At 42.2% G+C, this 21,588-nt stretch carries 18 protein-coding genes and 1 riboswitch; of the genes, 12 read left to right on the top strand and 6 right to left on the bottom strand.

Features of this window, described 5'->3' with window-relative positions; all coding sequences use genetic code 11:
• The first annotated feature begins 73 nt into the window (after positions 1 to 73).
• Complete coding sequence (gene folB, locus SJ312_RS13800; protein ID WP_004257772.1) at positions 74 to 433, top strand: bifunctional dihydroneopterin aldolase/7,8-dihydroneopterin epimerase; 360 nt, start codon at positions 74 to 76, stop codon at positions 431 to 433.
• A 39-nt stretch (positions 434 to 472) separates the two neighbouring features.
• Here folB and SJ312_RS13795 read toward each other — a convergent pair whose 3' ends face one another.
• Positions 473 to 1,702, bottom strand: a complete 1,230-nt coding sequence (locus SJ312_RS13795) for a multifunctional CCA addition/repair protein (RefSeq protein WP_094961093.1) — start codon at positions 1,700 to 1,702, stop codon at positions 473 to 475.
• A gap of 14 nt (positions 1,703 to 1,716) precedes the next feature.
• Positions 1,717 to 2,331 (bottom strand): TIGR04211 family SH3 domain-containing protein, encoded by a 615-nt coding sequence (locus SJ312_RS13790; protein ID WP_036958005.1) that lies wholly within the window; start codon positions 2,329 to 2,331, stop codon positions 1,717 to 1,719.
• A gap of 280 nt (positions 2,332 to 2,611) precedes the next feature.
• Here SJ312_RS13790 and SJ312_RS13785 point away from each other — a divergent pair, with 280 nt between their 5' ends.
• The 4 genes from SJ312_RS13785 to SJ312_RS13770 all read left to right on the top strand — a co-directional run bounded on the left by SJ312_RS13785 (position 2,612) and on the right by SJ312_RS13770 (position 8,478).
• Positions 2,612 to 3,574 carry an inorganic triphosphatase gene (locus SJ312_RS13785; RefSeq protein ID WP_319868029.1) on the top strand — a complete coding sequence of 321 codons (963 nt, stop codon included), beginning with the start codon at positions 2,612 to 2,614 and terminating at the stop codon, positions 3,572 to 3,574.
• 12 nt (positions 3,575 to 3,586) lie between these two features.
• On the top strand, positions 3,587 to 6,433 hold the full coding sequence (gene glnE, locus SJ312_RS13780) for a bifunctional [glutamate--ammonia ligase]-adenylyl-L-tyrosine phosphorylase/[glutamate--ammonia-ligase] adenylyltransferase (protein ID WP_165879928.1): 2,847 nt from the start codon (positions 3,587 to 3,589) through the stop codon (positions 6,431 to 6,433).
• 92 nt (positions 6,434 to 6,525) lie between these two features.
• On the top strand, positions 6,526 to 7,953 hold the full coding sequence (gene hldE / locus SJ312_RS13775; RefSeq protein ID WP_110591262.1) for a bifunctional D-glycero-beta-D-manno-heptose-7-phosphate kinase/D-glycero-beta-D-manno-heptose 1-phosphate adenylyltransferase HldE: 1,428 nt from the start codon (positions 6,526 to 6,528) through the stop codon (positions 7,951 to 7,953).
• 171 nt (positions 7,954 to 8,124) lie between these two features.
• Positions 8,125 to 8,478 carry a type II toxin-antitoxin system HicB family antitoxin gene (locus SJ312_RS13770; RefSeq protein WP_004257748.1) on the top strand — a complete coding sequence of 118 codons (354 nt, stop codon included), beginning with the start codon at positions 8,125 to 8,127 and terminating at the stop codon, positions 8,476 to 8,478.
• A gap of 40 nt (positions 8,479 to 8,518) precedes the next feature.
• On the opposite strand, the gene ubiK is transcribed toward SJ312_RS13770, so the two are convergent.
• On the bottom strand, positions 8,519 to 8,785 hold the full coding sequence (ubiK, locus tag SJ312_RS13765) for a ubiquinone biosynthesis accessory factor UbiK (RefSeq protein ID WP_004257742.1): 267 nt from the start codon (positions 8,783 to 8,785) through the stop codon (positions 8,519 to 8,521).
• 233 nt (positions 8,786 to 9,018) lie between these two features.
• A riboswitch (FMN riboswitch) is annotated at positions 9,019 to 9,171 on the top strand.
• Between the two features lie 158 nt (positions 9,172 to 9,329).
• On the opposite strand from ubiK, the gene ribB reads away from it, so the two are divergent.
• Complete coding sequence (ribB, locus tag SJ312_RS13760; protein WP_153674092.1) at positions 9,330 to 9,983, top strand: 3,4-dihydroxy-2-butanone-4-phosphate synthase; 654 nt, start codon at positions 9,330 to 9,332, stop codon at positions 9,981 to 9,983.
• Between the two features lie 225 nt (positions 9,984 to 10,208).
• A complete protein-coding gene (gene ygiD / locus SJ312_RS13755) occupies positions 10,209 to 11,012 on the top strand; it encodes a 4,5-DOPA dioxygenase extradiol (RefSeq protein ID WP_405029955.1) in 804 nt (267 codons plus the stop codon).
• Between the two features lie 80 nt (positions 11,013 to 11,092).
• On the opposite strand, the gene SJ312_RS13750 is transcribed toward ygiD, so the two are convergent.
• From SJ312_RS13750 to tolC, 3 genes are all read right to left on the bottom strand, one after another.
• Positions 11,093 to 12,256, bottom strand: coding sequence for a glutathionylspermidine synthase family protein (locus SJ312_RS13750; protein WP_153674093.1), 1,164 nt, complete (start codon positions 12,254 to 12,256; stop codon positions 11,093 to 11,095).
• Positions 12,257 to 12,262: 6 nt separating this feature from the next.
• Entirely contained in the window at positions 12,263 to 12,967 is a 705-nt protein-coding gene (locus tag SJ312_RS13745) for a DUF1190 family protein (RefSeq protein WP_319868027.1), read from the bottom strand.
• A 399-nt stretch (positions 12,968 to 13,366) separates the two neighbouring features.
• Positions 13,367 to 14,755: an outer membrane channel protein TolC gene (gene tolC / locus SJ312_RS13740; protein WP_036958003.1), complete on the bottom strand. Its 1,389-nt coding sequence runs from the start codon at positions 14,753 to 14,755 to the stop codon at positions 13,367 to 13,369.
• Positions 14,756 to 15,060: 305 nt separating this feature from the next.
• Here tolC and nudF point away from each other — a divergent pair, with 305 nt between their 5' ends.
• The 5 genes from nudF to parC all read left to right on the top strand — a co-directional run bounded on the left by nudF (position 15,061) and on the right by parC (position 21,543).
• A complete protein-coding gene (gene nudF, locus SJ312_RS13735) occupies positions 15,061 to 15,699 on the top strand; it encodes an ADP-ribose diphosphatase (protein WP_004257715.1) in 639 nt (212 codons plus the stop codon).
• Positions 15,700 to 15,842: 143 nt separating this feature from the next.
• Complete coding sequence (gene cpdA / locus SJ312_RS13730; protein WP_004257710.1) at positions 15,843 to 16,682, top strand: 3',5'-cyclic-AMP phosphodiesterase; 840 nt, start codon at positions 15,843 to 15,845, stop codon at positions 16,680 to 16,682.
• Between the two features lie 7 nt (positions 16,683 to 16,689).
• On the top strand, positions 16,690 to 17,271 hold the full coding sequence (gene yqiA, locus SJ312_RS13725) for an esterase YqiA (protein ID WP_096864098.1): 582 nt from the start codon (positions 16,690 to 16,692) through the stop codon (positions 17,269 to 17,271).
• 87 nt (positions 17,272 to 17,358) lie between these two features.
• A complete protein-coding gene (gene parE, locus SJ312_RS13720) occupies positions 17,359 to 19,254 on the top strand; it encodes a DNA topoisomerase IV subunit B (protein WP_319868025.1) in 1,896 nt (631 codons plus the stop codon).
• Between the two features lie 33 nt (positions 19,255 to 19,287).
• Positions 19,288 to 21,543: a DNA topoisomerase IV subunit A gene (gene parC / locus SJ312_RS13715; RefSeq protein ID WP_096864070.1), complete on the top strand. Its 2,256-nt coding sequence runs from the start codon at positions 19,288 to 19,290 to the stop codon at positions 21,541 to 21,543.
• Positions 21,544 to 21,588: the final 45 nt, after the last annotated feature.

The following is a 21,588-nucleotide window of genomic DNA, read 5'->3' as shown; positions in this document are numbered from 1 at the left end:
CTTCAGTCTTGGATAATACGCATATTTTTGCTGAAGTGGTATCAATTCAGTACATAAATGAGAAAATGACGTGATGGATATCGTATTTATTGAGCAATTATCAGTCATCACCACGATTGGTGTATATGACTGGGAACAAGATATTGAACAGAAACTCGTGCTCGATATCGAAATGGGATGGGATAACAAACGCGCGTCTATGAGCGATAATGTAGAATATTGCCTAGATTATGCCAAAGTTAGTCAGGCTATCCTAGCTCATGTAGGGAATAACAAGTTTGGGTTAGTAGAACGTGTTGCTGAAGAAGTTGCACAGTTATTGATGACACAGTTTGCTAGCCCATGGGTTCGTATTAAGGTGGCTAAGCCGGGAGCCGTGGCGCGAGCCAAGCAGGTTGGGGTTATTATAGAAAGAGGCATGAAAACCGCTTAAATGATGACTGGCGGTGTTTAGCCGCCAGTTTTATGGTCGTTAGATGATTTGTTGCTGCTGCCAATCTGTTACCGCTTCAATGCGTTGTTTTGTAAGTTCTTGGCGAATTTCAGGGCCTTTAAATCCCTGTTCAACGATAGGTTTGACATCAACCGCTTGTGCGATAGTAAAAGCCTGCTTGAAATATATCCCTTGTGGGTACGTTTGCTGTTCGAGCCCTAACCGGCCTCTTGCATCCGCTTCACTGATTAAACTCAGTTGTTCAATACGTTCTGGTTTACGCCAGCTATCAAGCCCATCAAAAATCGCAATTAGCTCATTAGCAGGTAATTTATTGATAACATGAATTTTATCATGATAGCGTGCCGCTAGACGGGCTAAGTCACGAGCCGTAGTGGGTACTTTTAATCTCGCGCAGAGAGTTTCTATTAATGGAATACCTGCCTCACCGTGGTTTGGATGACTCGGCCAAATATCAGGCGGTGTCAGCGCTTTACCTAAATCATGGCATAAGGCAGCAAAGCGAATATCCACATTATTAGATAGCTCGGCAATCACTTTCATTACCATTAGAGTGTGGATACCCGTATCAATTTCAGGGTGCCATTTTTCAGGGGCAGGAACACCAAATAACGCATCAACTTCAGGAAAAAGTACAGCTAATGCACCACATTGGCGTAAAACATCAAAATACACCTGTGGAGAATTTGATTTCAGCGCTTTTTCTGTTTCCGTCCAAACGCGCTCAGCGGTGAGGTAAGATAATTCCCCTGTAGCGGCCATTGTTTGCATCAAGGTTAATGTTTCTGGTGCGATAGTAAAACCATGCTCAAAGTAGCGAGCAGCAAAACGAGCAACCCGCAAGACCCGTAAAGGGTCTTCAGAAAATGCATCAGAAACATGCCGTAAAACACGGCTCTTGAGGTCTTTCACTCCTTGGTATGGGTCAACAATTTCACCTGATTCACTTTGTGCTATCGCGTTAATTGTCAGATCGCGACGTAGCAAATCATCTTCAATGGTCACATCAGGTGCGCTATAGCAGCTAAAACCAGTATAGCCCGCACCAATTTTACGTTCTGTTCGGGCTAAAGCGTATTCTTCATGGGTTTTTGGGTGCAAGAAAACAGGAAAATCTTTTCCGACTTGTTGAAAACCTTGCGATAGCATTGCCTCGGGGGTTGTACCAACCACCACGTAGTCTCTATCTGAAATAGGTAGTCCAAGAAGTTGATCACGCACTGCGCCACCCACGAGATAGACTTTCATTTGAATGGCCTCAATTACATCCAACCATCATTACGTTTTTTACGACGCGGAATAATGTGCGGTAAAATCAAACCTAAAATTAAGCCAACACCGGCAACACCACCGCCATACATAAACCATTGTAAGATTAATTCGCGACGGCGATCATCTAAGTTGACCTCTGCAATCTCTAGCTTTTTACCGGATTTGATCAACTCATTTTTTAATTTTTCATTTTCGGCTTTTAGCTGGCTGACGATATTGTCATTATCAGCCACTTTTTGCTGCATATCTGCAGTTCGTGTATTCCACGTACTGTCGATATTGTCGAGTTGTTGACGTAGCTTTTGATTCTCAGCTTCAAGTTCTGGAATGCGGGTTTTCATGCTTGGAGTATTGCTGAGTTGGTCAACAGGTAACCAGACCGTTCTACCTTTTTCATCGCGAACTTGTGCAAATTTGTTATCTGTGGAAAGCAGTTCAACCGCTTCCCCGGCATTGAGCGTACCTACAATACGATATTTTGTGCCAGGTCCACTATGAACGTATGTGGATAAATCATCTGACACATAACGTTTTTCTGCTGCATGTGAATTTAAGGAAAGGCCTAGCCCCATGATTGAAATTAATAATAATGGAATTTTTCGCATGGTATTTACAGTCTTTTGATGGTGAATGAGTTTTATATTAATTGAATACTAATGAGTAAAACGCGAGGGTGCAAATCCTAAACGCAGATGTCTCTACAGTCTAAAGGAGAATGAGAACTATCCTAACTGTCTAAATTACCCTTATTTTTACTTTGTTTTCAATATAACTCACTGAAAGAAATATGACAGGTAGAATTTTTGTTTATCATACAGTTTCTTTTCTCAGCTTAGCTTGATTGGGGTAATATGAGTGAAGTGAAATAATTAAATAAGGATATGTATGAGCCACGTAGAGGTTGAACTCAAACTTGCCGCTAAGAGTTCCGCAATAGAGGCTGTACGACAGTGTCTATCGACATTGTCTCACCAATACAGTGAGCCGACGAAGTTAACCAATATCTACTTTGATACGGCAAATAAGCAGTTACGTCAGTGGGATATGGGCTTACGTATCCGCGGTTGTGATGGTCGTTATGAAATGACAATGAAAACGGCTGGGCAGGCGATAGGCGGCTTACACCAACGGCCTGAATATAATGTTGACATTGATTCACCTGAGCTTGATTTAGCCGCATTACCGGCTGAAATTTGGCCTGAAGGCACTGATGTTTTACAGCTTCAGTCTGAATTAAATATCCTCTTTAGCACCAATTTTACCCGTGAAAAATGGTTAGTGACTTTTGAAGATAGCGAAATAGAAGTGGTTTTTGACCAAGGTGAAATTTCCTCTGGCGCAAAGGATTTGCCTATTCAAGAGTTTGAACTAGAACTAAAAAAAGGCTTTATTGCTGATGTACTCAATTTAGCGAAGAAATTTGCAGATATCGACGGCTTACATTTGTCATCACTTAGCAAAGCTGCACGTGGTTATTCATTGTTATCGCCGACAAAAGCGCCATTAACTCCTCCAAATTCGGTGTTTGACTATGAAGAGTACCCCCTCGAAAAATCATTAACGCATATGCAATTACTTTGCCAGCAGCATGAAGACTACTGGTTAGCAAATGGCAGCAATGCACGCCAAGGCTTCAGTGAGTTTTTACGTTTTGTTCAGGCATTTTTAGTGCATTACCAAAATTCTGTACCTCACTTTATTCATGACACTCCACTGGAACAATTACGTTCAGATATTGCCGATGAAGCAATTAGTGCTGAGGATTTTTGCTATAGCAGCCAGTGGTTAAAGTGTAAATTAGCCTTTATCCAGTGGTTAAGTGCTTTAACCTATCAAGAAGCCCATTAAGGTATTGATAATATGCATGCTTTTCCTGAGTTATTACAAAGCCAAGGTGAACGCGTTTTAAGCCAGTTAGCGGAACAAACGAATGAATTATTACCGTTAAATGAACAAGAAATTCAAGTGCTTGCATTTAGTGATTTTGTGTTAAAGCAAGTATTAGCACATCCGCGGTTTTTACTTGAAATTCGCTCTCGACCACCACAAGCCGATGAATGGAAAAGTTATGCATCATGGTTAGCTCAAGATTTGTCATCTGTTAGCAACGAAGACCACTTGATGCGAGTGTTGCGCTCATTTCGTCATCATATGTTAGTGCGCTGTGCATGGATGCAAGTGCTAGAAATAAGCACGCAAAAAGAAACGATTTATCAGCTCAGTATATTGGCGGAAACTTTGGTTGTTGCAGCGCGAGACTGGTTGTATCAAGAATATCGTCAGTCATGGGGAACACCTTGTAATGCAGAAGGAAAACCGCAGCCGCTGTTGGTTTTAGGGATGGGGAAGTTGGGGGGCCGAGAGCTCAATTTTTCTTCTGATATTGACCTGATTTTTGCTTATCCAGAAAATGGGGTTACCCAAGGTGGCCGAAAAGAGTTAGATAATGCGCAATTTTTTACGCGTTTAGGGCAAAAATTGATCCGCGTACTCGATCAAGTGACGGAATATGGCTTTGTTTATCGGGTCGATATGCGTTTACGGCCATTTGGAGATAGCGGCCCGCTGGTTTTTAGCTTTTCTGCGCTTGAGGATTATTACCAAGAACAAGGGCGAGACTGGGAACGCTACGCGATGGTTAAAGCCCGTATTATGGGCGCTGATAGCCTCCATTATGAGGAGTGTTTGCGAAAGCTTTTGCGTCCTTTCGTTTATCGTCGCTATATCGACTTTAGCGTGATCCAATCCTTACGCAATATGAAAAATATGATTGAGCGAGAGGTTCGGCGTCGTGGTTTGGTCAATAACATCAAATTAGGTGCTGGAGGGATCCGCGAAGTTGAATTTGTTTCACAGGTTTTCCAACTCATTCGAGGGGGACGAGAACCTGTTTTACAGTCGCAATCTTTATTTTCAACGTTACAAGGGATCCGTGAACTCGCATTGTTAACCGAAGATCAGGTTAATATTCTGCAAGATGGCTACCTTTTCTTGCGTAGAGTCGAAAATTTACTGCAATGTATTGATGACCAACAGACACAAACACTCCCCGAAGAGGCTTTAAATCAAGCGCGTTTAGCGTGGGGGATGGGCTTTGCTGATTGGCCTGCATTTTATCAGGTTTTGAGTCAAAAAATGGTTGCGGTGCATCAAATATTCACCGAGCAAATAGGACAGGAAGATGACTCTGAGAACATTGATGTATTCGATGAAATTTATATCACATTATGGCAAAGTGAATTATCAAAAGAAGAATTAGCCAGCTATTTGCCGTCTAAAAGTGAAGAGATTGCACAACGTATCATTCACGGTATAGTGATGTTCCGTCATGATCTCAATAAACGCACCATTGGTCCTCGAGGGCGAGATGTTCTTGATGAATTAATGCCTAAATTATTGGCTAAAGTCGGTGAGCGTGATGATGCAGGACAAGTCATTGAGCGCATCACACCACTGTTACTGAGCATTGTTAGCCGCACTACTTACCTAGAGTTAATGCTTGAATTTGATGAGGTTTTGACGCACGTTATTCGTTTATGTGCGGCTTCACCTATGATAGCGGAACAATTAGCTCGCCACCCATTGTTACTTGATGAGTTACTCGACCCTCAATCGTTATACCAACCCTTACCGCTAACGGCATATCGTGATGAGCTGCGCCAATATTTAATGCGCGTTCCAGAAGATGACGAAGAACAACAACTTGAAGCATTACGTCAATTCAAACAAGCTCAATTATTGCGTATCGCTGCTGAAGATATTTCAGGTGTTTTGCCGGTAATGAAAGTCAGTGATCATCTGACTTACCTTGCGGAAGCAATTATTGATGCGGTGGTGCACCAAGCGTGGCAAAAAATGGTAAAACGCTATGGTGAGCCAGCGCATCTAGAGCAAAGTGACAAAAAACAATATGGGTTTGCGGTATTAGGTTATGGAAAGCTAGGCGGCTGGGAACTGGGCTATGGCTCTGACTTAGACCTTGTTTTTCTCTTCGATTGCCCTTTAGATGTGGTCACCAATGGTGAACGTTCCATTGACGCTCGCCAATTTTACTTGCGTGTTGCTCAGCGTATTATCCATTTGTTTAGTACTCGAACCCCTTCTGGTGTGTTGTATGAAGTTGATGCGCGACTCAGGCCTTCTGGTGAATCAGGAATGTTGGTCAGTACCATACAATCATTTGATGATTACCAAAAAAATGATGCTTGGACATGGGAACATCAAGCGCTAATTCGAGCTCGAATGGTGTTTGGTGATGAGGATTTACAACGGCAATTTATACAGACTCGCCACGAAACTTTGTGTATGCCAAGAGACCCTCAAACTTTGCAACAGCAAGTGCGTGATATGCGGTTAAAAATGCATCATCACCTAGGAAGTCATCAAGTTAATGAATTCGACTTAAAAGCGGATCCTGGTGGGATCACTGATGTTGAATTTATCGCACAATACTTAGTTTTGCGTTTTGCCGCAGAAAATAATGCGCTAACACGTTGGTCTGATAATGTACGTATTTTCGAGTTGATGGCGCAGTATGGTTTTATGCCAGAAGATGAAGCGAATGCTTTAACTCTAGCGTATGTCACAATGCGTAATGAGCTCCATCACTTAGCATTACAATCACTACCAAGCCGTGTAGAGATAAGCCAATTTTCTCAGCAACGTGAACAAGTTTTAGCGAGTTGGCAAAAATGGCTTGAAGAATAAAGAACAAACGCATTTTATTTAGCTAAACAGCGCAATATGCTAGTATTGTTGCTAATTATTATCAGATTTCCTTTTTAAGACTGGAGTGCAGGATGAAAGTAACTCTTCCGGATTATAAACAAGCCGGTGTGCTGGTGGTTGGTGATGTTATGTTAGACCGTTATTGGCATGGTCCCGCAAACCGTATCTCGCCAGAAGCCCCTGTCCCGGTTGTTAAAGTCACAATGGTCGAAGAGCGTCCCGGTGGTGCGGCTAACGTCGCGATGAATATTGCGTCATTGGGTGCAAATTCACGCCTTGTGGGGTTAACTGGAATTGATGACGCGGCAAAAGCACTCACTAAAAATTTAAATGCCGTGCAGGTTCGTTGTGATTTTGTGGCTATCCCCACCCATCCAACCATTACTAAATTACGCGTACTTTCACGTAATCAGCAACTTATTCGCCTCGATTTTGAAGAAGGTTTTGAAAACGTGGATGTTGCCCCTGTACTGGAGCGCATAGAACAAGCACTGCCACACATTGGCGCACTAGTACTGTCTGACTATGCAAAAGGGGCGTTAACTCATGTTGAGAAGATGATAGCGCTCGCCAACAAGGCCAATGTTCCAGTCTTGATTGACCCGAAAGGAAACAATTTCGAACGTTACCGTGGGGCAACTTTATTGACGCCAAATATGTCTGAGTTTGAAGCGATTGTTGGGCCATGTAAAAACAACCAAGACGTTGAAGAAAAAGGCATGAAGCTGCTTCAGTCATTGGAGCTTAAAGCGCTGCTAATTACGCGCTCAGAACAAGGTATGAGCTTAATTCGCCATGATGAAGCCCCATTGCATTTACCGACTCAAGCACAAGAAGTGTTTGACGTGACGGGGGCAGGGGATACGGTTATTGGTGTTCTCGCTGCCTCTATTGCATCTGGCCGCCCATTACATGAAGCCTGCGCATTAGCTAATGCCGCGGCAGGTGTGGTGGTGGGCAAATTAGGGACTTCAACAGTTTCGCCTATTGAATTAGAAAACGCTATTCGTGGCCGTGCTGACACTGGTTTTGGTGTTATGACTGAAAGTGAATTAAAACAAGCGGTTGAGAATGCAAGACTGCGCGGTGAACGTGTGGTGATGACTAATGGCTGTTTTGATATTCTCCATGCTGGGCATGTGTCTTATTTAGCTAACGCGCGTAAATTGGGTGACCGCCTAATTGTGGCTGTAAATAGCGATGCTTCGACACGCCGCTTAAAAGGTGAAACACGTCCAGTTAACCCATTAGAACAGCGTATGACCGTTCTAGGGGCTTTAGGGGCAGTAGATTGGGTCGTGGCTTTTGAAGAGGACACTCCACAGCGTCTAATCGCAGAAGTTTTGCCTGATATCTTAGTTAAAGGGGGGGATTACCGCCCTGAAGAGATCGCGGGCAGTGCGGAGGTATGGGCCGCGGGAGGCGAAGTTAAAGTACTTAACTTTGAAGATGGTATTTCTACAACCAATATCATCAAAAATATCATGAAAACCAGTTAATTTATCATTATTAATTAGCGAGTTAATAACCTCACGTGGATATGTAAAAACGCCGTGAGGTTTTTATTTATCTAAAATCAATGTGGCGTCAAATGTTGACGTCATATTTTTTTTTGCTTTAGATTTTGATATCACAATATGACGTCATGGAATAGACGATAGGGGGGGAATATGATTAAAAGCAGTAATGTGATGACGATAGACGGCCATCCTGCATCTGTTATCTATGAAGCTGAAATTAAAGCGTTTCGTGGTAAGTTTTTAGATGTAAGTGGTTACTGTGATTTTGTTTCTGATAGCATTGAAGGGTTAAAAAAAGAAGCGCGAATTTCTTTAGCAGAATACATCGAAGGCTGCCAAGAAGAGGGGATTAACCCGTTCAAAGAACAAGAAACGGTAAAGTCATTTACGCTACGTTACCCAAGCCGCTTAGAGGCTTATTTAAATGCGGTAACAACTGAGCATAATGTTTCTAAAAATCAGTATATTGTTCAGCTGCTTGAGCGTGAATTGAATATCAAATAATAAAAGTGACGCCTTAATCGGTGTCACTTTTTCAATTTAATTACTCAGCCGTTTTTTCTTCTACATTTAAATGGGCTTCGAGTGCGCTGACGCGTTGTTCCATCTTCGCTAATTTTTCACGGGTGCGTAATAAGACTTGAGTTTGAATATCAAATTCTTCACGACTGACTAAGTCTAATTTGCCGAGTTGTGATTGTAACAGTGAACGCAGTTTTTTATCAAAATCTTCACCTAAATCGCGTACGCCTTGTGGTAAAGCGCCTTGAATTTGGCGGGCAACTTGTTCAATTTTTTTCGGATCGAGCATTTCGCGGGTCCTTAAGTTTATCAAAATATTGTTGTGAATTGTTGGGACTAGTTTAATACCTCTTGCTGCCTTGCGCTAGCTTGAATTATTTAGAGAGAGGTTTAGAGCCGGTAGTGAAATTAACCTTGATAACTCTAAGTTTTTATTCATGTTTTTTTGGCTAAAAGTGTGAGTCATTCGCCAATTTTGATTATCATCGTTGCGAACTTGAATTATTGGCGTTATATTAATTGCGTATATCTCAGGGCGGGGTGAAAGTCCCCACCGGCGGTAAACATGCATCACGCATGAAGCCCGCGAGCGCTTTATCATTTTTATGGTAAAGGTCAGCAGACCCAGTGTGAATCTGGGGCCGACGGTTATAGTCCGGATGGGAGAGAATTAACAGTATATGCATGTTTGTGCGATTACGCACAATAGTGTTCTGCATACCTGAATAGGTAAATGCCTTTTATTGGCTATTTATATATTCACCATTTCTCGTATTCCTAAGACTGCCTTGATTCTGGTAACTAGTTAATAACTATTTAAGAGGTTTTTTACCATGGATCATTCGCTACTTTCTGTATTTGGCAATCCTATCGAACGTGTTGAAAATGCTATCGAGGCATTACGCCAAGGTAAAGGTGTTCTTGTTCTTGATGATGAAGAGCGTGAGAACGAAGGCGATTTAGTTTTTGCAGCAGAAACTATGACCGTCGAGCAAATGGCATTTACCATTCGTTATAGCAGTGGGATCGTGTGCCTTTGTATTACCGAAGAGCGCCGCAAGCAACTCGAACTACCTATGATGGTAGATAACAATACGAGCCAAAATCAAACAGGCTTTACTGTGACCATTGAAGCCGCACAAGGTGTGACGACAGGTGTTTCTGCCGCAGACCGTATCACCACTATTCGTGCCGCAATTGCAGATAACGCCGTTCCTTCAGACCTTAACCACCCAGGACATGTTTTCCCTCTGCGTGGCCGTGAAGGCGGGGTATTAACGCGTCGTGGCCATACTGAAGCGTCTATCGACTTAGCAATATTGGCAGGTTTCAAGCCAGCCGGTGTGCTGTGTGAGTTAACCAATGATGATGGTTCTATGGCTCGTACCCCAGAAGTGGCTGCGTTTGGTCAGCAACATGGTTTGACTGTGGTGACGATTGAAGACTTAGTTCAGTATCGTCAGTTGCAGGAAAAGAAAGCGAGCTAATCTTTTTTCTCGTCATATCTTGAATATTATCTAATGTAATGGTTTTAGTTATTTAGGTAATAAATAGTCTGTTAAGCATATAGAATGTTATAAAGGCCACTGAGTTGCACACCTCGTGGCCTTTTCAATTTTTTTGATGATCATACTCATAATTAGCCCACTGTGTTTTTTGCTGGAAAGCGTATGCTGTAGGGAGAAACTAATTGAGTTGGAGTTGAAATCATCATGTCATTAAATACTTCGATGGTAAAAAATAAGATCCCTGCCATTTTTATTGGTCATGGTAGCCCTATGAATGCGATTGAGGATAACCCTTACACTCAAGCGTGGGAAAATCTCGGTAAAGCCTTACCTCGGCCACGCGCAATTTTGGTGATTTCAGCCCATTGGTATACGCGCGGTACTGCTGTGACTTCGATGTTAAAACCAAAAACGATTCATGATTTTGGCGGGTTCCCCGAAGCCTTGTATCAAATCGAATATCCAGCTTCTGGTTCTCCTGAATTAGCTCAGCAAGTTGTTTCATTACTCGCCCCTGAGCCAATTTACCTTGATGAACAAGAGTGGGGATTAGACCACGGTACATGGGAAATTTTGCTGCGTATGTATCCAGAAGCGGATATCCCCGTGATCCAACTGAGTATCGATGGTAGCAAGCCCGCCACTTGGCACTATGAACTCGGTAAAAAATTGAGTGTTTTAAGGGAGAAAGGCGTGCTGATTATGGGCAGTGGCAATGTTGTCCACAATTTACGGGCGATGAATTGGCAGAACTCTCATGCTGAGCCGTACCCGTGGGCAATATCTTTTGAAAAATTTGTATATGACAATCTGCAAAGTCATGAAACGCCTCACCCACTGACTAAAGGATTAGAACGGGAGGATGGTAAATTATCTAACCCATCACCAGAACATTACTTGCCTATTTTACCTATTTTAGGAACTTGGGATGGTCAAGAAGAGATCAGTACACCGATTGAAGGAATTGTGTCGGCATCGTTAAGTATGTTGTCTATTCAGGTAGGGTAAGTTTTCTGCAATATAATTGACTAACAAAAAGCCCAAATCATATTGCTATGTTTGGGCTTTCCTTTTAACGCTAAATACGATTAGTCGATGATCGTATGTGGATAAAAGCGTGATAAGTCTTGAGTGATCAGTTCCTTATCTTCACGAATACAGATCCCCGCAGGTTGATCATTCACCAACCAGCTTCCGACTAAGGTGTAGTTACCTTCAAATTGTGGAAGTGGATGGAACTGTTGAATAATCATACCTTCTTCGCCGTATGGGCCGTCTGCGGCTGCAATTTCCTTACCATTTTCGATAATACGGATATTAGCTCCTTCACGAGAAAATAATGGCTTAATAACGTATTTTTCGAGTTCTGGCTGGGTTTTGCCATCCGCAAAATAGGCAGGCAGTAAATTTGGGTGATCTGGGAACATTTCCCATAACATAGGCAATAAGGCTTTGTTAGAAATGATGCTCTTCCATGCAGGTTCTAACCAGCGTACGCCAGCGTCTTGCAATTTAGTCGAGAAAATTTCTCTTAGCATAAATTCCCATGGATATAACTTGAACAGGTTGCTAATCACCTGATCTTGGGTATCCGAAAACTCACCTTTTTCACCTAGGCCAATTTCATCGATATATAAGAATTCAGTGGCAATACCCGCTTCATTTGCACAGTCTTGTAGATATTGAACGGTACCGCGATCTTCTTCAGTATCACGGCAACAAGACATATGCAACAAACGAAAACCATACTGATCTTTTAATTGCGTAAAGCGCTCGATCAATTGCTCTTGAATGCTATTAAACTGATCGGCATTTTCAGGGAGTTTTCCTGCTTCAATTTGATCTTCTAGCCAGATCCATTGGAAAAATGCAGACTCGTATAGTGAGGTTGGAGTATCCGCATTGTTTTCCAATAGCTTAGGTGGGTTAATACCATCGTAAGCGAGGTCAAGCCTAGAATATAACGAAGGTTGTTCGCTTTTCCATGAGCTGCGAACAAATTCCCAACAATGCTTAGGGATCTGAAAACGTGCCATTAACTCATCGTTTTCAACAACACGTTCAACCACTTTTAGGCACATTTGATGCAACTGTTCGGTTGCATCTTCGATTTCTTCAATTTGTGCCATAGTAAATTGGTAATACGCATCTTCTGACCAGTAGGGCTCACCATACATAGTATGAAATTCAAAGCCAAACTCAGAAGCTTTTTCGCGCCAGTTTGGGCGCTCTACTATAGGAACTCGTTTCATTACTTATCAACCACCCATCGAACGGGAAGAAGAGGTTGATTTTGCAGAAGAAGATGAACGCTGTGCCATCGCTTGTTTATTTACGGTGTCACCAAAACCGCCACGGGTAACTGTTGAAGTTGTTGGTGGTTTAGGTGCCATGGCTGTTTTTGGTACGCTCATGGAACGGCCACCTGCAACAGCAGGGCCATAGCTTTTACCTGAAGCGTCAACAAACTTACCATTGGCAGGGCTAGCTGGGTTTTTTGAGCTGAATAATGGTTGTGATGCAGCGCTACCGCCCATCATACGGCCCATCATATAACCCATCATTAATGGCATCCACATGCTACCGCCGCTGCTTTGTGCTTGAGCCGTTTGTTCACCATTTGTTGAGCTAGTGCCTGCAATACCTGCTTGAGCCGGAGCTTGAGTACACATAGCTTCACCAAACTCAGCAATACAGTCAGCTTGAGTTTCATATTTAGGTGCAGTTTTAGCGGCTTCTTGTAGCGCATTATTGTAGGCGATAGTGCACTGTTCTGCTTGTGATGGGTTCGCTTGGCTACAGTCTTGTGCGTTTGTGTACAATGAGACGGTTTCATCACTTTCTTCACAAGCGGAAAGCATAAATACGGCATTGACCGCAACAGCCACAGGCGCTAAACGGTATGAACGCCAAGACTTACGGAAGGCGCTCTGATTAATATCTTTGGTACGCTTCATGGTCATGGTAATTACCCTGAATTTAATTAAGTAAGATGTTTTTAGATGTTAGCTCTAGGATAGGGGATAAACGCTGAAAATTAAAGCAGAAATATAGGAGAAATGAGCTGAATTTATCATTTTGATAACTTTTTGCTATTTTTTCCTATTTAGCATGGTATTAGTTAAAGGGAAAAATAATATTTTTATTTTATATCAATGTGTTAACTATTGGCTGTTTTTTGCTCTAGCGCGCAGTAATAAGAGTGAGAATTAACTGAATTTGTGCCAGAGGCTAATAAAAAGGGGTTGTAAGCGGTTCAATTAGTGCAAATTAGCAATTCTAAACGATTTACTTGGCTTCCTTCAAAAAATAACCCGCTATATAAGCGGGCCATTATATCATTTTCAAATAAACTAAGAATTTTAATTCATTTTTGGCGCGTTGGTATTACGAATAATACTACTTGCAGAGGTTGAAATCTCTTTACCTAAATTCGCATTTAGGCGGGCAATATCGTCTTCGTTCAGTGTGCCACGAGCAAATTCGATATTCAGTTGGTTAATCATGTAGTCATAACGTGCATTAGACAGGTTTTGTTTCGCTTGGTATAGCGCAGTTGTTGCTGTCAACACGTCAACAATGGTACGAGTTCCTACTTGATAGCCGGCTTCCATCGCATCTAATGAGCTTTGTGCGGAAACAACGACTTGTTTGTAGGCATTAATGCTACTGATTGACGATGATACGTTATTAAATGATGAGCGAACTAACTGAATCACATTACGGTAAACGCTTTCTAGTTGTTCACTAGCACCTTGGAAACCATATTGTGCTTGTTCAACCTGAGAACTGACTGCGCCACCAGTATACAGTGGAATGCTTAAATTTAAGCCAATGCTATTTTGACCATTATAGCTGTTGGTCGCACCACCACCATATGGAGTATTATAACCGCTGCCGTGTTGGTAACTATTTGTGACTGATGTTGATGCATCTAAGTTAACTGTTGGCATGTGGCCTGTTTCTGCTAAGCGAATATTTTCACGAGAAACATCTTGTGCTAAACGTGCGCTTAATAGGCTGAGGTTACGCTCTTCTGCTTCTTTTAGGATAGCGTTGATATCGCCCAACTCATTGGTTTTAAAGCGGTCGATATTTAAAGAAGCAAGTTGGCTGTAGTACACGCCACTGACTTGACGCAGTTTTTCAATCGCATTTTCTAAATCATTGCGGCCAGCGACTTCTTGTGCAATAACGCTATCATAGTTTGCACGGGCGTTTTGCACGTCGGTAATGGCAACAAGGCCAACGTTAAAGCGTTGTGTAACTTGGTCTAATTGGCGATAAACGGCTTCTTTATTTGCTTCAATATAAGATAACGCGTCAATCGCTTTTAACACATTAAAATACGCAGTTGCAGTATCTAAAATTAATTGCTGTTGACTTGTTTGGTATGTGACATCAGAAATACCCGCGGTTTTTTCTTGGATAGTCAATTGACGCCATTTCGACATATCAAACACAACTTGAGTGAGTTTCAGTGAAGCATTTAAACCTGTGCTTTCAGTATTTCTTGCGTCACGGTAACCACTGCCGTAGCTAGCCCCTGCACCTAAACCTAATTGTGGCAATAATGGGCTGCGAGATTCATTAATTTTTTCAAAAGCTTGATTACGTTCAGCTAATGATTTTCTTAATTCAGGGTTACTTTCTTTGGATTTTTGGTAAACCTGTAGTAAATCTTCTGCATAGCTATTGGTACTGAGACCCACAAAACTCATCGAAATTAAAAGGGGAAGCAGTTTCTTCATTTTGATTCCTTGATTAAACAGCAAATTAAGTTGAGTCTGTTGCCTAAAACGTACCATGCCTAACTAGGCGATAGATATTAAATTATCCGTTTTAGAGACAGTTATTAAAAACAGACACTACGTTGCTCTTTGATTTGAATAATGGCGCTTATTGTAACAGAGTATCACTTCTATTAACGGTAGCCTTTTGTGCCATTTTGTCTCAATTTATTAAACATTACCTCATCTAAGGTTAAAAAACCTTAAAAACTGTTTTAATCCACAATTATTTCCTTAAGATGGAATAATTGGGTTTGGAGAATGAAATGACAAAACAAATAGAGCAGCCAATTAAATACGGCAAAAATGATGTTGAAATTATATCCAAGCGTAAATTATTTAACGGTTTTTTTCAAATGGTTGAATATCAATTTCGTCATCGCCTTTTCGCGGGGGGATGGAGTAAAGAAATTCGCCGTGAAGTTTTTGAACGCGGTCATGCCGGCGTGGTTTTACCCTATGACCCGAAAGCAGATAGTGTTGTTTTAATTGAACAAATTCGGTTGCCAGCGATTGAGACTAGTGAAACACCCTGGTTACTTGAAGCAGTAGCTGGAATGATAGAGCAAAACGAATCACCGGAAGAGGTTATTCGTCGTGAGGCCGTTGAGGAAGCTGGGCTTATTATTGGTCGCACTGAAAAAGCGGTAAGTTATCTTTCTAGCCCTGGCGGTACGACTGAACGTATGCATGTATTTATCGGTGAAGTTGATAGCAGCCAAGCGAAAGGTGTTCATGGGCTAGCGTCAGAAAATGAAGATATTTGCGTACATGTGGTTAGTCGAGAGCAAGCTTTTCAATGGGTTGAAGACGGCACAATTGATAATGCAGCAACAGTGATAGCGATTCAATGGTTACAACTTCACTATCAAAAACTTCATGAAAAGTGGATGAAACTGTGTTAAATAACGATTAATCTGATGAAGTGTGTGCTGATTATCAGAAAGTTAGAAAGTAAAGCTTTAAGATAGTTGTAAGTATGTTGAGCTTTTATATAGTTGTAATGAATAGATTAGGTACTAAATAATATTTAAGAAAAGGAATACTTTTGGACAGCCAGCTTGAAGTGACTGCAAAGAACTCTAAAGTTGTGAGAATTTTACAGGTTACTGATACGCATCTTTTTGCTAATACAGAAAATACGCTTTTAGGGGTAAATACTTACCGTAGCTATCAGGCGGTACTTGATGCTATCTCAGAGGAAAATCTCCCAATCGACTTAATTGTGGCGACAGGGGATTTAGTTCAAGACCAATCACCACAAGCTTATCAGCATTTTGCGGATGGTATTGCGCGTATTCCTGCTCCTTGCGTATGGCTTCCTGGTAATCATGACTATCCACCGGCTATGGTCAAAACACTCAGAATTGCTGGGATTTCAAGCGCTAAACAAGTTTTAATTGGTGATGAGTGGCAAATCTTGATGCTTGATAGCCAACTTCAAGATGTACCTCATGGCGAGCTTTCTGAGCAACAGTTAGAGTGGATGAAAGCCAGCTTAGATGCTGAACCTGAACGTACTACATTGATTATGCTGCATCACCATCCTCTAGCCTCGGGTTGTACTTGGCTTGATCAGCACAGTTTGAGAAATTCACATATTTTAGCTGATTATTTAAAAAGCTACTCAAATGTTAAAGCGATGCTATGTGGCCATATTCACCAAGAAATGGATGAAAACTGGCACGGTATTCGGTTGTTGGCAACGCCTTCTACCTGTGTGCAATTTAAGCCTCACTGTACTAATTTTGCGCTTGATACCGTCGCGCCAGGCTGGCGATATTTAGAATTAAGTATTAATGAACAAGGGCAAAGGCATATTACAACCCGCGTTCATCGCTTAGATACAAGGGAATTTAGCCCTGACCTTGACTCAGACGGTTATTAATTCGCTTATGTCAACTCTACTTTATATTCATGGTTTTAATAGTTCCCCTCAATCAGCTAAAGCCAATAACTTAAAGCAATGGATTGAGGTGAATTATCCACAAGTTAATATGATTGTACCGCAGTTACCGAATTACCCTCAGCAAGCTCAAGCTATGTTGGATGATATTGTCCAACAGCATCAGCATGAGAAAATGGGGTTAGTCGGCTCTTCGCTCGGCGGTTATTTTTCAATTTGGTTTTCAGAGCGTTATCAGCTTCCTGCTGTCGTCGTAAACCCTGCGGTACGTCCTTTTGATTTACTGCAAGATTACTTAGGCGACAATACAAACCCATATACTCATGAACAATATGTGTTGGAAGAAAAGCACATTAATGAGCTAAAATCCTTATACATTGAAAGATTAACATCCCCTCAGCTTATCTGGTTGTTACAACAAATGGGCGATGAAGTACTTGATTATCGAGAGGCTGTTGCCTATCTTTCAAAGTGCAAACAAACTGTGGAACCTGACGGTAATCATGCCTTTATTGGTTTTGACGCTTACTTTTCTCAAATTGTTGATTTCCTACAATTGGCAGAGAAATAGTGTCAAAACGTATGAACACTGTTATTATCAACAGTAACTCACTGATTGAATAGTTCAATTAATCACCTATTACCGCAGAATGACAACATGACTCAATCTAGTTATAACGCAGAGGCCATTGAAGTCCTCAGTGGTTTAGAGCCTGTTCGCCGTCGTCCGGGGATGTATACCGATACCAGTCGACCGAACCATTTGGCTCAAGAAGTAATTGATAATAGCGTCGATGAAGCGCTTGCGGGGCACGCGAGCCATATTGAGGTTATTTTACATGCCGATCAATCCCTTGAAGTAATTGATGATGGGCGCGGTATGCCTGTCGATATTCACCCAGAAATGAAAGTGTCAGCGGTTGAGCTGATCCTGGGGCAATTACATGCGGGGGGGAAATTCTCCAATAAAAACTACCAATTCTCAGGTGGTTTGCATGGTGTCGGGATTTCTGTCGTCAATGCGTTATCAAAACGTATTGAAGTTACTGTTCGTCGTGATAGCCAAGTGTATCAAATTGCCTTTGAAAACGGCGATAAGGTTGAAGATTTACATGTAATAGGGACTTGTGGAAAACGCAACACAGGGACTAGAGTGCATTTTTGGCCAGATGGCAGCTATTTTGATAGTCCAAAATTTTCAGTAACTCGTTTAACTCATAATTTAAAAGCCAAAGCTGTTTTATGCCCTGGCGTGAAAATCACGTTTAAGGATAAGCTCAACGATACAGAGCAAAGTTGGTGCTACAGTGACGGGTTGACCGATTACCTAATGGAGTCAATTGACGGCCTTGAAGCGTTACCCCCAAAGCCATTTACAGGTGAATTTTCAGGGGAAACAGAAGCCGCACAATGGGCGTTGCTCTGGTTGCCTGAAGGTGGTGAATTACTGACGGAAAGCTACGTTAACCTTATCCCAACAGCACTAGGTGGAACCCATGTTAATGGTTTACGCCAAGGGTTGCTCGATGCGATGCGTGAATTTTGCGAATTCCGCAATATATTGCCTCGTGGTGTTAAGCTCTCAGCTGATGATATTTGGGAGCGCTGTACTTATGTGCTTTCCGTTAAAATGCAAGATCCACAATTTGCGGGGCAAACCAAAGAGCGTCTGTCTTCTCGTCAATGCGCTGCGTTTGTTTCGGGCGTGGTAAAAGATGCCTTCAGTTTATGGCTTAACCAAAACGTGCAAGTGGCTGAACAGCTTGCAGAAATGGCAATTTCTAGCGCGCAGCGTCGAATGCGTGCAGCGAAAAAAGTGGTGCGTAAAAAACTCACCAGTGGCCCTGCTTTACCGGGTAAATTAGCTGATTGTAGCTCGCAAGACCTGAGTATGACGGAATTGTTCCTTGTAGAAGGGGACTCCGCAGGGGGCTCTGCAAAACAAGCGCGTGACCGCGAATACCAAGCTATCATGCCGCTACGCGGTAAAATTCTCAATACATGGGAAGTGTCTTCTGATGAGGTTTTAGCTTCCCAAGAGGTACATGATATCTCTGTTGCCATTGGAATAGACCCTGATAGCGAAGACCTTAGCCAATTACGCTATGGGAAAATTTGCATCCTTGCGGATGCGGACTCCGACGGCTTGCACATTGCTACATTGCTATGTGCGTTATTTGTCCGTCATTTCCCAACATTAGTAAAAGCAGGGCATGTCTATATGGCAATGCCGCCGTTATATCGTATCGATTTAGGCAAAGAAACGTTTTACGCCCTTGATGAAAGCGAAAAAAATGCTGTACTTGAACGCCTTAGCCGCAAGCGAGGTAAACCCAATGTTCAGCGATTTAAAGGGCTGGGGGAAATGAACCCACTGCAATTACGTGAAACGACATTAGATCCAAATACTCGTCGTCTTGTACAGCTAATTATCGATGATGAAAACTACCAAGAAACACTTGCGGTCATGGATATGCTTCTTGCGAAAAAACGCTCTGAAGATCGCCGTAATTGGCTGCAAGAAAAAGGCGATATGGCTGAAATTGATGTCTAATATCCGAATTGCGATGAGAAAGGAACGAATTGAATGAGTGAAATTACTCATGATGGCGTAGAGCGCTTACCGCTTCATGCTTTCACTGAAAATGCCTATCTGAACTATTCGATGTACGTCATCATGGATAGGGCATTACCGTTTATTGGCGATGGGCTTAAACCTGTTCAGCGCCGTATTGTGTATGCAATGTCAGAACTTGGCTTAAGCAACACTGCAAAATATAAAAAATCCGCCAGAACTGTGGGTGATGTTCTCGGTAAATATCACCCACACGGTGATATCGCTTGTTATGAAGCGATGGTCTTGATGGCGCAGCCGTTTTCTTACCGTTATCCGCTGGTGGATGGTCAAGGAAACTGGGGGGCACCGGATGACCCTAAATCATTCGCAGCAATGCGTTATACCGAATCACGACTATCCAAATACGCTGAAATTTTACTCAGTGAACTTGGCCATGGCACCGTCGATTGGGTACCAAACTTTGATGGTACGCTAAACGAGCCCAAAATGTTGCCTGCACGTTTGCCAAATATTTTGTTAAACGGTACAACGGGTATTGCGGTTGGGATGGCGACAGATATTCCACCACATAACGCCCGAGAAGTGGCTCAAGCTTTGGTTGCTTTACTGGATAAACCTACGCTAAATCTTGATGACATCATGGCATTTGTGCCGGGACCTGATTTCCCTACGGAAGCAGAAATTATTTCTTCCCGTGATGATATTCGTAAGATTTATCAAAATGGGCGCGGCTCTGTACGCATGCGTGCGGTGTGGGAAAAAGAAGATGGTAATGCTGTTATCACGGCTCTCCCTCATCAAGTTTCTGGGGCGAAAGTTTTAGAACAAATCGCCAGCCAAATGCGCGCGAAAAAATTGCCGATGGTTGAAGATTTACGCGATGAATCTAACCATGAAAACCCAACACGTTTGGTGATAGTTCCACGTAGTAATCGTGTTGACCTTGAACAGGTTATGACGCACTTATTTGCGACAACGGATTTAGAGCGTAGCTACCGCGTTAACCTTAATATGATTGGTTTAGATAACCGACCTGCGGTAAAAGGGCTTGTTGAGATCTTAAATGAGTGGATCGCTTACCGTCGACAAACTGTACGTAATCGCTTAAATCACAGGTTAGAAAAAGTATTAAGACGCTTACATATTTTAGATGGTTTATTGATTGCTTATCTGAATATTGATGAAGTCATTGAAATTATTCGTACAGAAGATGAACCCAAAGCGGTTTTAATGTCACGTTTTAATATCAGTGATACCCAAGCTGAAGCTATTTTAGAGTTAAAATTACGCCATTTAGCCAAGCTCGAAGAAATGAAAATTCGTGGCGAGCAAGATGAATTAGCCAAAGAGCGCGATGATTTACAAGCGATTCTTGGGTCTGAAAGACGTTTAAATACGCTGATTAAAAAAGAGATTCAAGCTGACGCCAAAGATTACGGTGATGACCGTCGCTCCCCATTGCATGAGCGTGAAGAAGCGAAAGCAATGAGCGAACATGAAATTTTACCGTCAGAACCGATTACCGTTGTGCTTTCTGATATGGGGTGGGTGCGAAGTGCTAAAGGGCATGATATCGAGCCGACTAACCTAAATTATAAAGCGGGAGATGGTTTTAAAGGGGCTGCGCGAGGTAAGTCAAATCAGGCGGCGGTATTCCTTGACACAACAGGGCGCAGTTATTCTGTGGATCCGCTTGAATTGCCTTCAGCGCGTAGTCAAGGTGAGCCTCTAACGGGTAAGTTAACTCTGCCTCCAGGTGCATCCATTGAACATGTATTGATGGCGCCTGATGAGCAGAAATATTTAATGGCTTCTGATGCAGGTTACGGTTTTATTTGTACCTTCAATGACTTAGTCACTAAAAATAAAACTGGTAAGGCCTTAATTTCTTTGCCTGAAAATGCAAAAGTATTGGCACCAATTGAACTGCATAATGAACAGGAAGATTTGCTGTTGGCAATTACCAAGGCAGGGCGTATGTTAATATTCCCTGTGGCGGATTTACCCCAACTTTCAAAAGGTAAAGGGAATAAAATTATCAATATTGCAGGTGCGCAAGCGGCAACTGGCGATGATTTATTGACTTGGTTGATGATTTTGCCTGTGGGGGCATCAATGACCTTGCATTTCGGTAAGCGGAAGCTGAAGTTTAAAGCAGAAGACTTACAAAAATATCGTTCAGAACGAGGTCGTAAAGGGACGTCGTTACCGCGTGGAATGCACAATATTGAGCGTATTGATATTGAGCCAGTAGAGTCTGAATAATTAACAAAGAACAAACCTTATAAACCTTTTTTAGTATGAACTTCA

Source organism: Providencia sp. CIM-Carb-044 (assembly GCF_033901115.1).
GTDB lineage: Bacteria > Pseudomonadota > Gammaproteobacteria > Enterobacterales > Enterobacteriaceae > Providencia > Providencia hangzhouensis.
This window is presented reverse-complemented; position numbering and strand designations above follow the sequence as displayed.

Bases quoted from the DNA above. Each gene is read 5' to 3' on its own strand.
- parE (WP_319868025.1), top strand. From the start codon at position 17,359: ATGACTCAATCTAGTTATAACGCAGAGGCCATTGAAGTCCTCAGTGGT.
- SJ312_RS13745 (WP_319868027.1), bottom strand. From the start codon at position 12,967: ATGACCATGAAGCGTACCAAAGATATTAATCAGAGCGCCTTCCGTAAG.
- SJ312_RS13770 (WP_004257748.1), top strand. From the start codon at position 8,125: ATGATTAAAAGCAGTAATGTGATGACGATAGACGGCCATCCTGCATCT.
- SJ312_RS13795 (WP_094961093.1), bottom strand. From the start codon at position 1,702: ATGAAAGTCTATCTCGTGGGTGGCGCAGTGCGTGATCAACTTCTTGGA.
- ribB (WP_153674092.1), top strand. From the start codon at position 9,330: ATGGATCATTCGCTACTTTCTGTATTTGGCAATCCTATCGAACGTGTT.
- nudF (WP_004257715.1), top strand. From the start codon at position 15,061: ATGACAAAACAAATAGAGCAGCCAATTAAATACGGCAAAAATGATGTT.
- ubiK (WP_004257742.1), bottom strand. From the start codon at position 8,785: ATGCTCGATCCGAAAAAAATTGAACAAGTTGCCCGCCAAATTCAAGGC.
- ygiD (WP_405029955.1), top strand. From the start codon at position 10,209: ATGTCATTAAATACTTCGATGGTAAAAAATAAGATCCCTGCCATTTTT.
- yqiA (WP_096864098.1), top strand. From the start codon at position 16,690: ATGTCAACTCTACTTTATATTCATGGTTTTAATAGTTCCCCTCAATCA.
- SJ312_RS13750 (WP_153674093.1), bottom strand. From the start codon at position 12,256: ATGAAACGAGTTCCTATAGTAGAGCGCCCAAACTGGCGCGAAAAAGCT.
- SJ312_RS13790 (WP_036958005.1), bottom strand. From the start codon at position 2,331: ATGCGAAAAATTCCATTATTATTAATTTCAATCATGGGGCTAGGCCTT.
- glnE (WP_165879928.1), top strand. From the start codon at position 3,587: ATGCATGCTTTTCCTGAGTTATTACAAAGCCAAGGTGAACGCGTTTTA.
- folB (WP_004257772.1), top strand. From the start codon at position 74: ATGGATATCGTATTTATTGAGCAATTATCAGTCATCACCACGATTGGT.
- tolC (WP_036958003.1), bottom strand. From the start codon at position 14,755: ATGAAGAAACTGCTTCCCCTTTTAATTTCGATGAGTTTTGTGGGTCTC.
- SJ312_RS13785 (WP_319868029.1), top strand. From the start codon at position 2,612: ATGAGCCACGTAGAGGTTGAACTCAAACTTGCCGCTAAGAGTTCCGCA.
- parC (WP_096864070.1), top strand. From the start codon at position 19,288: ATGAGTGAAATTACTCATGATGGCGTAGAGCGCTTACCGCTTCATGCT.
- hldE (WP_110591262.1), top strand. From the start codon at position 6,526: ATGAAAGTAACTCTTCCGGATTATAAACAAGCCGGTGTGCTGGTGGTT.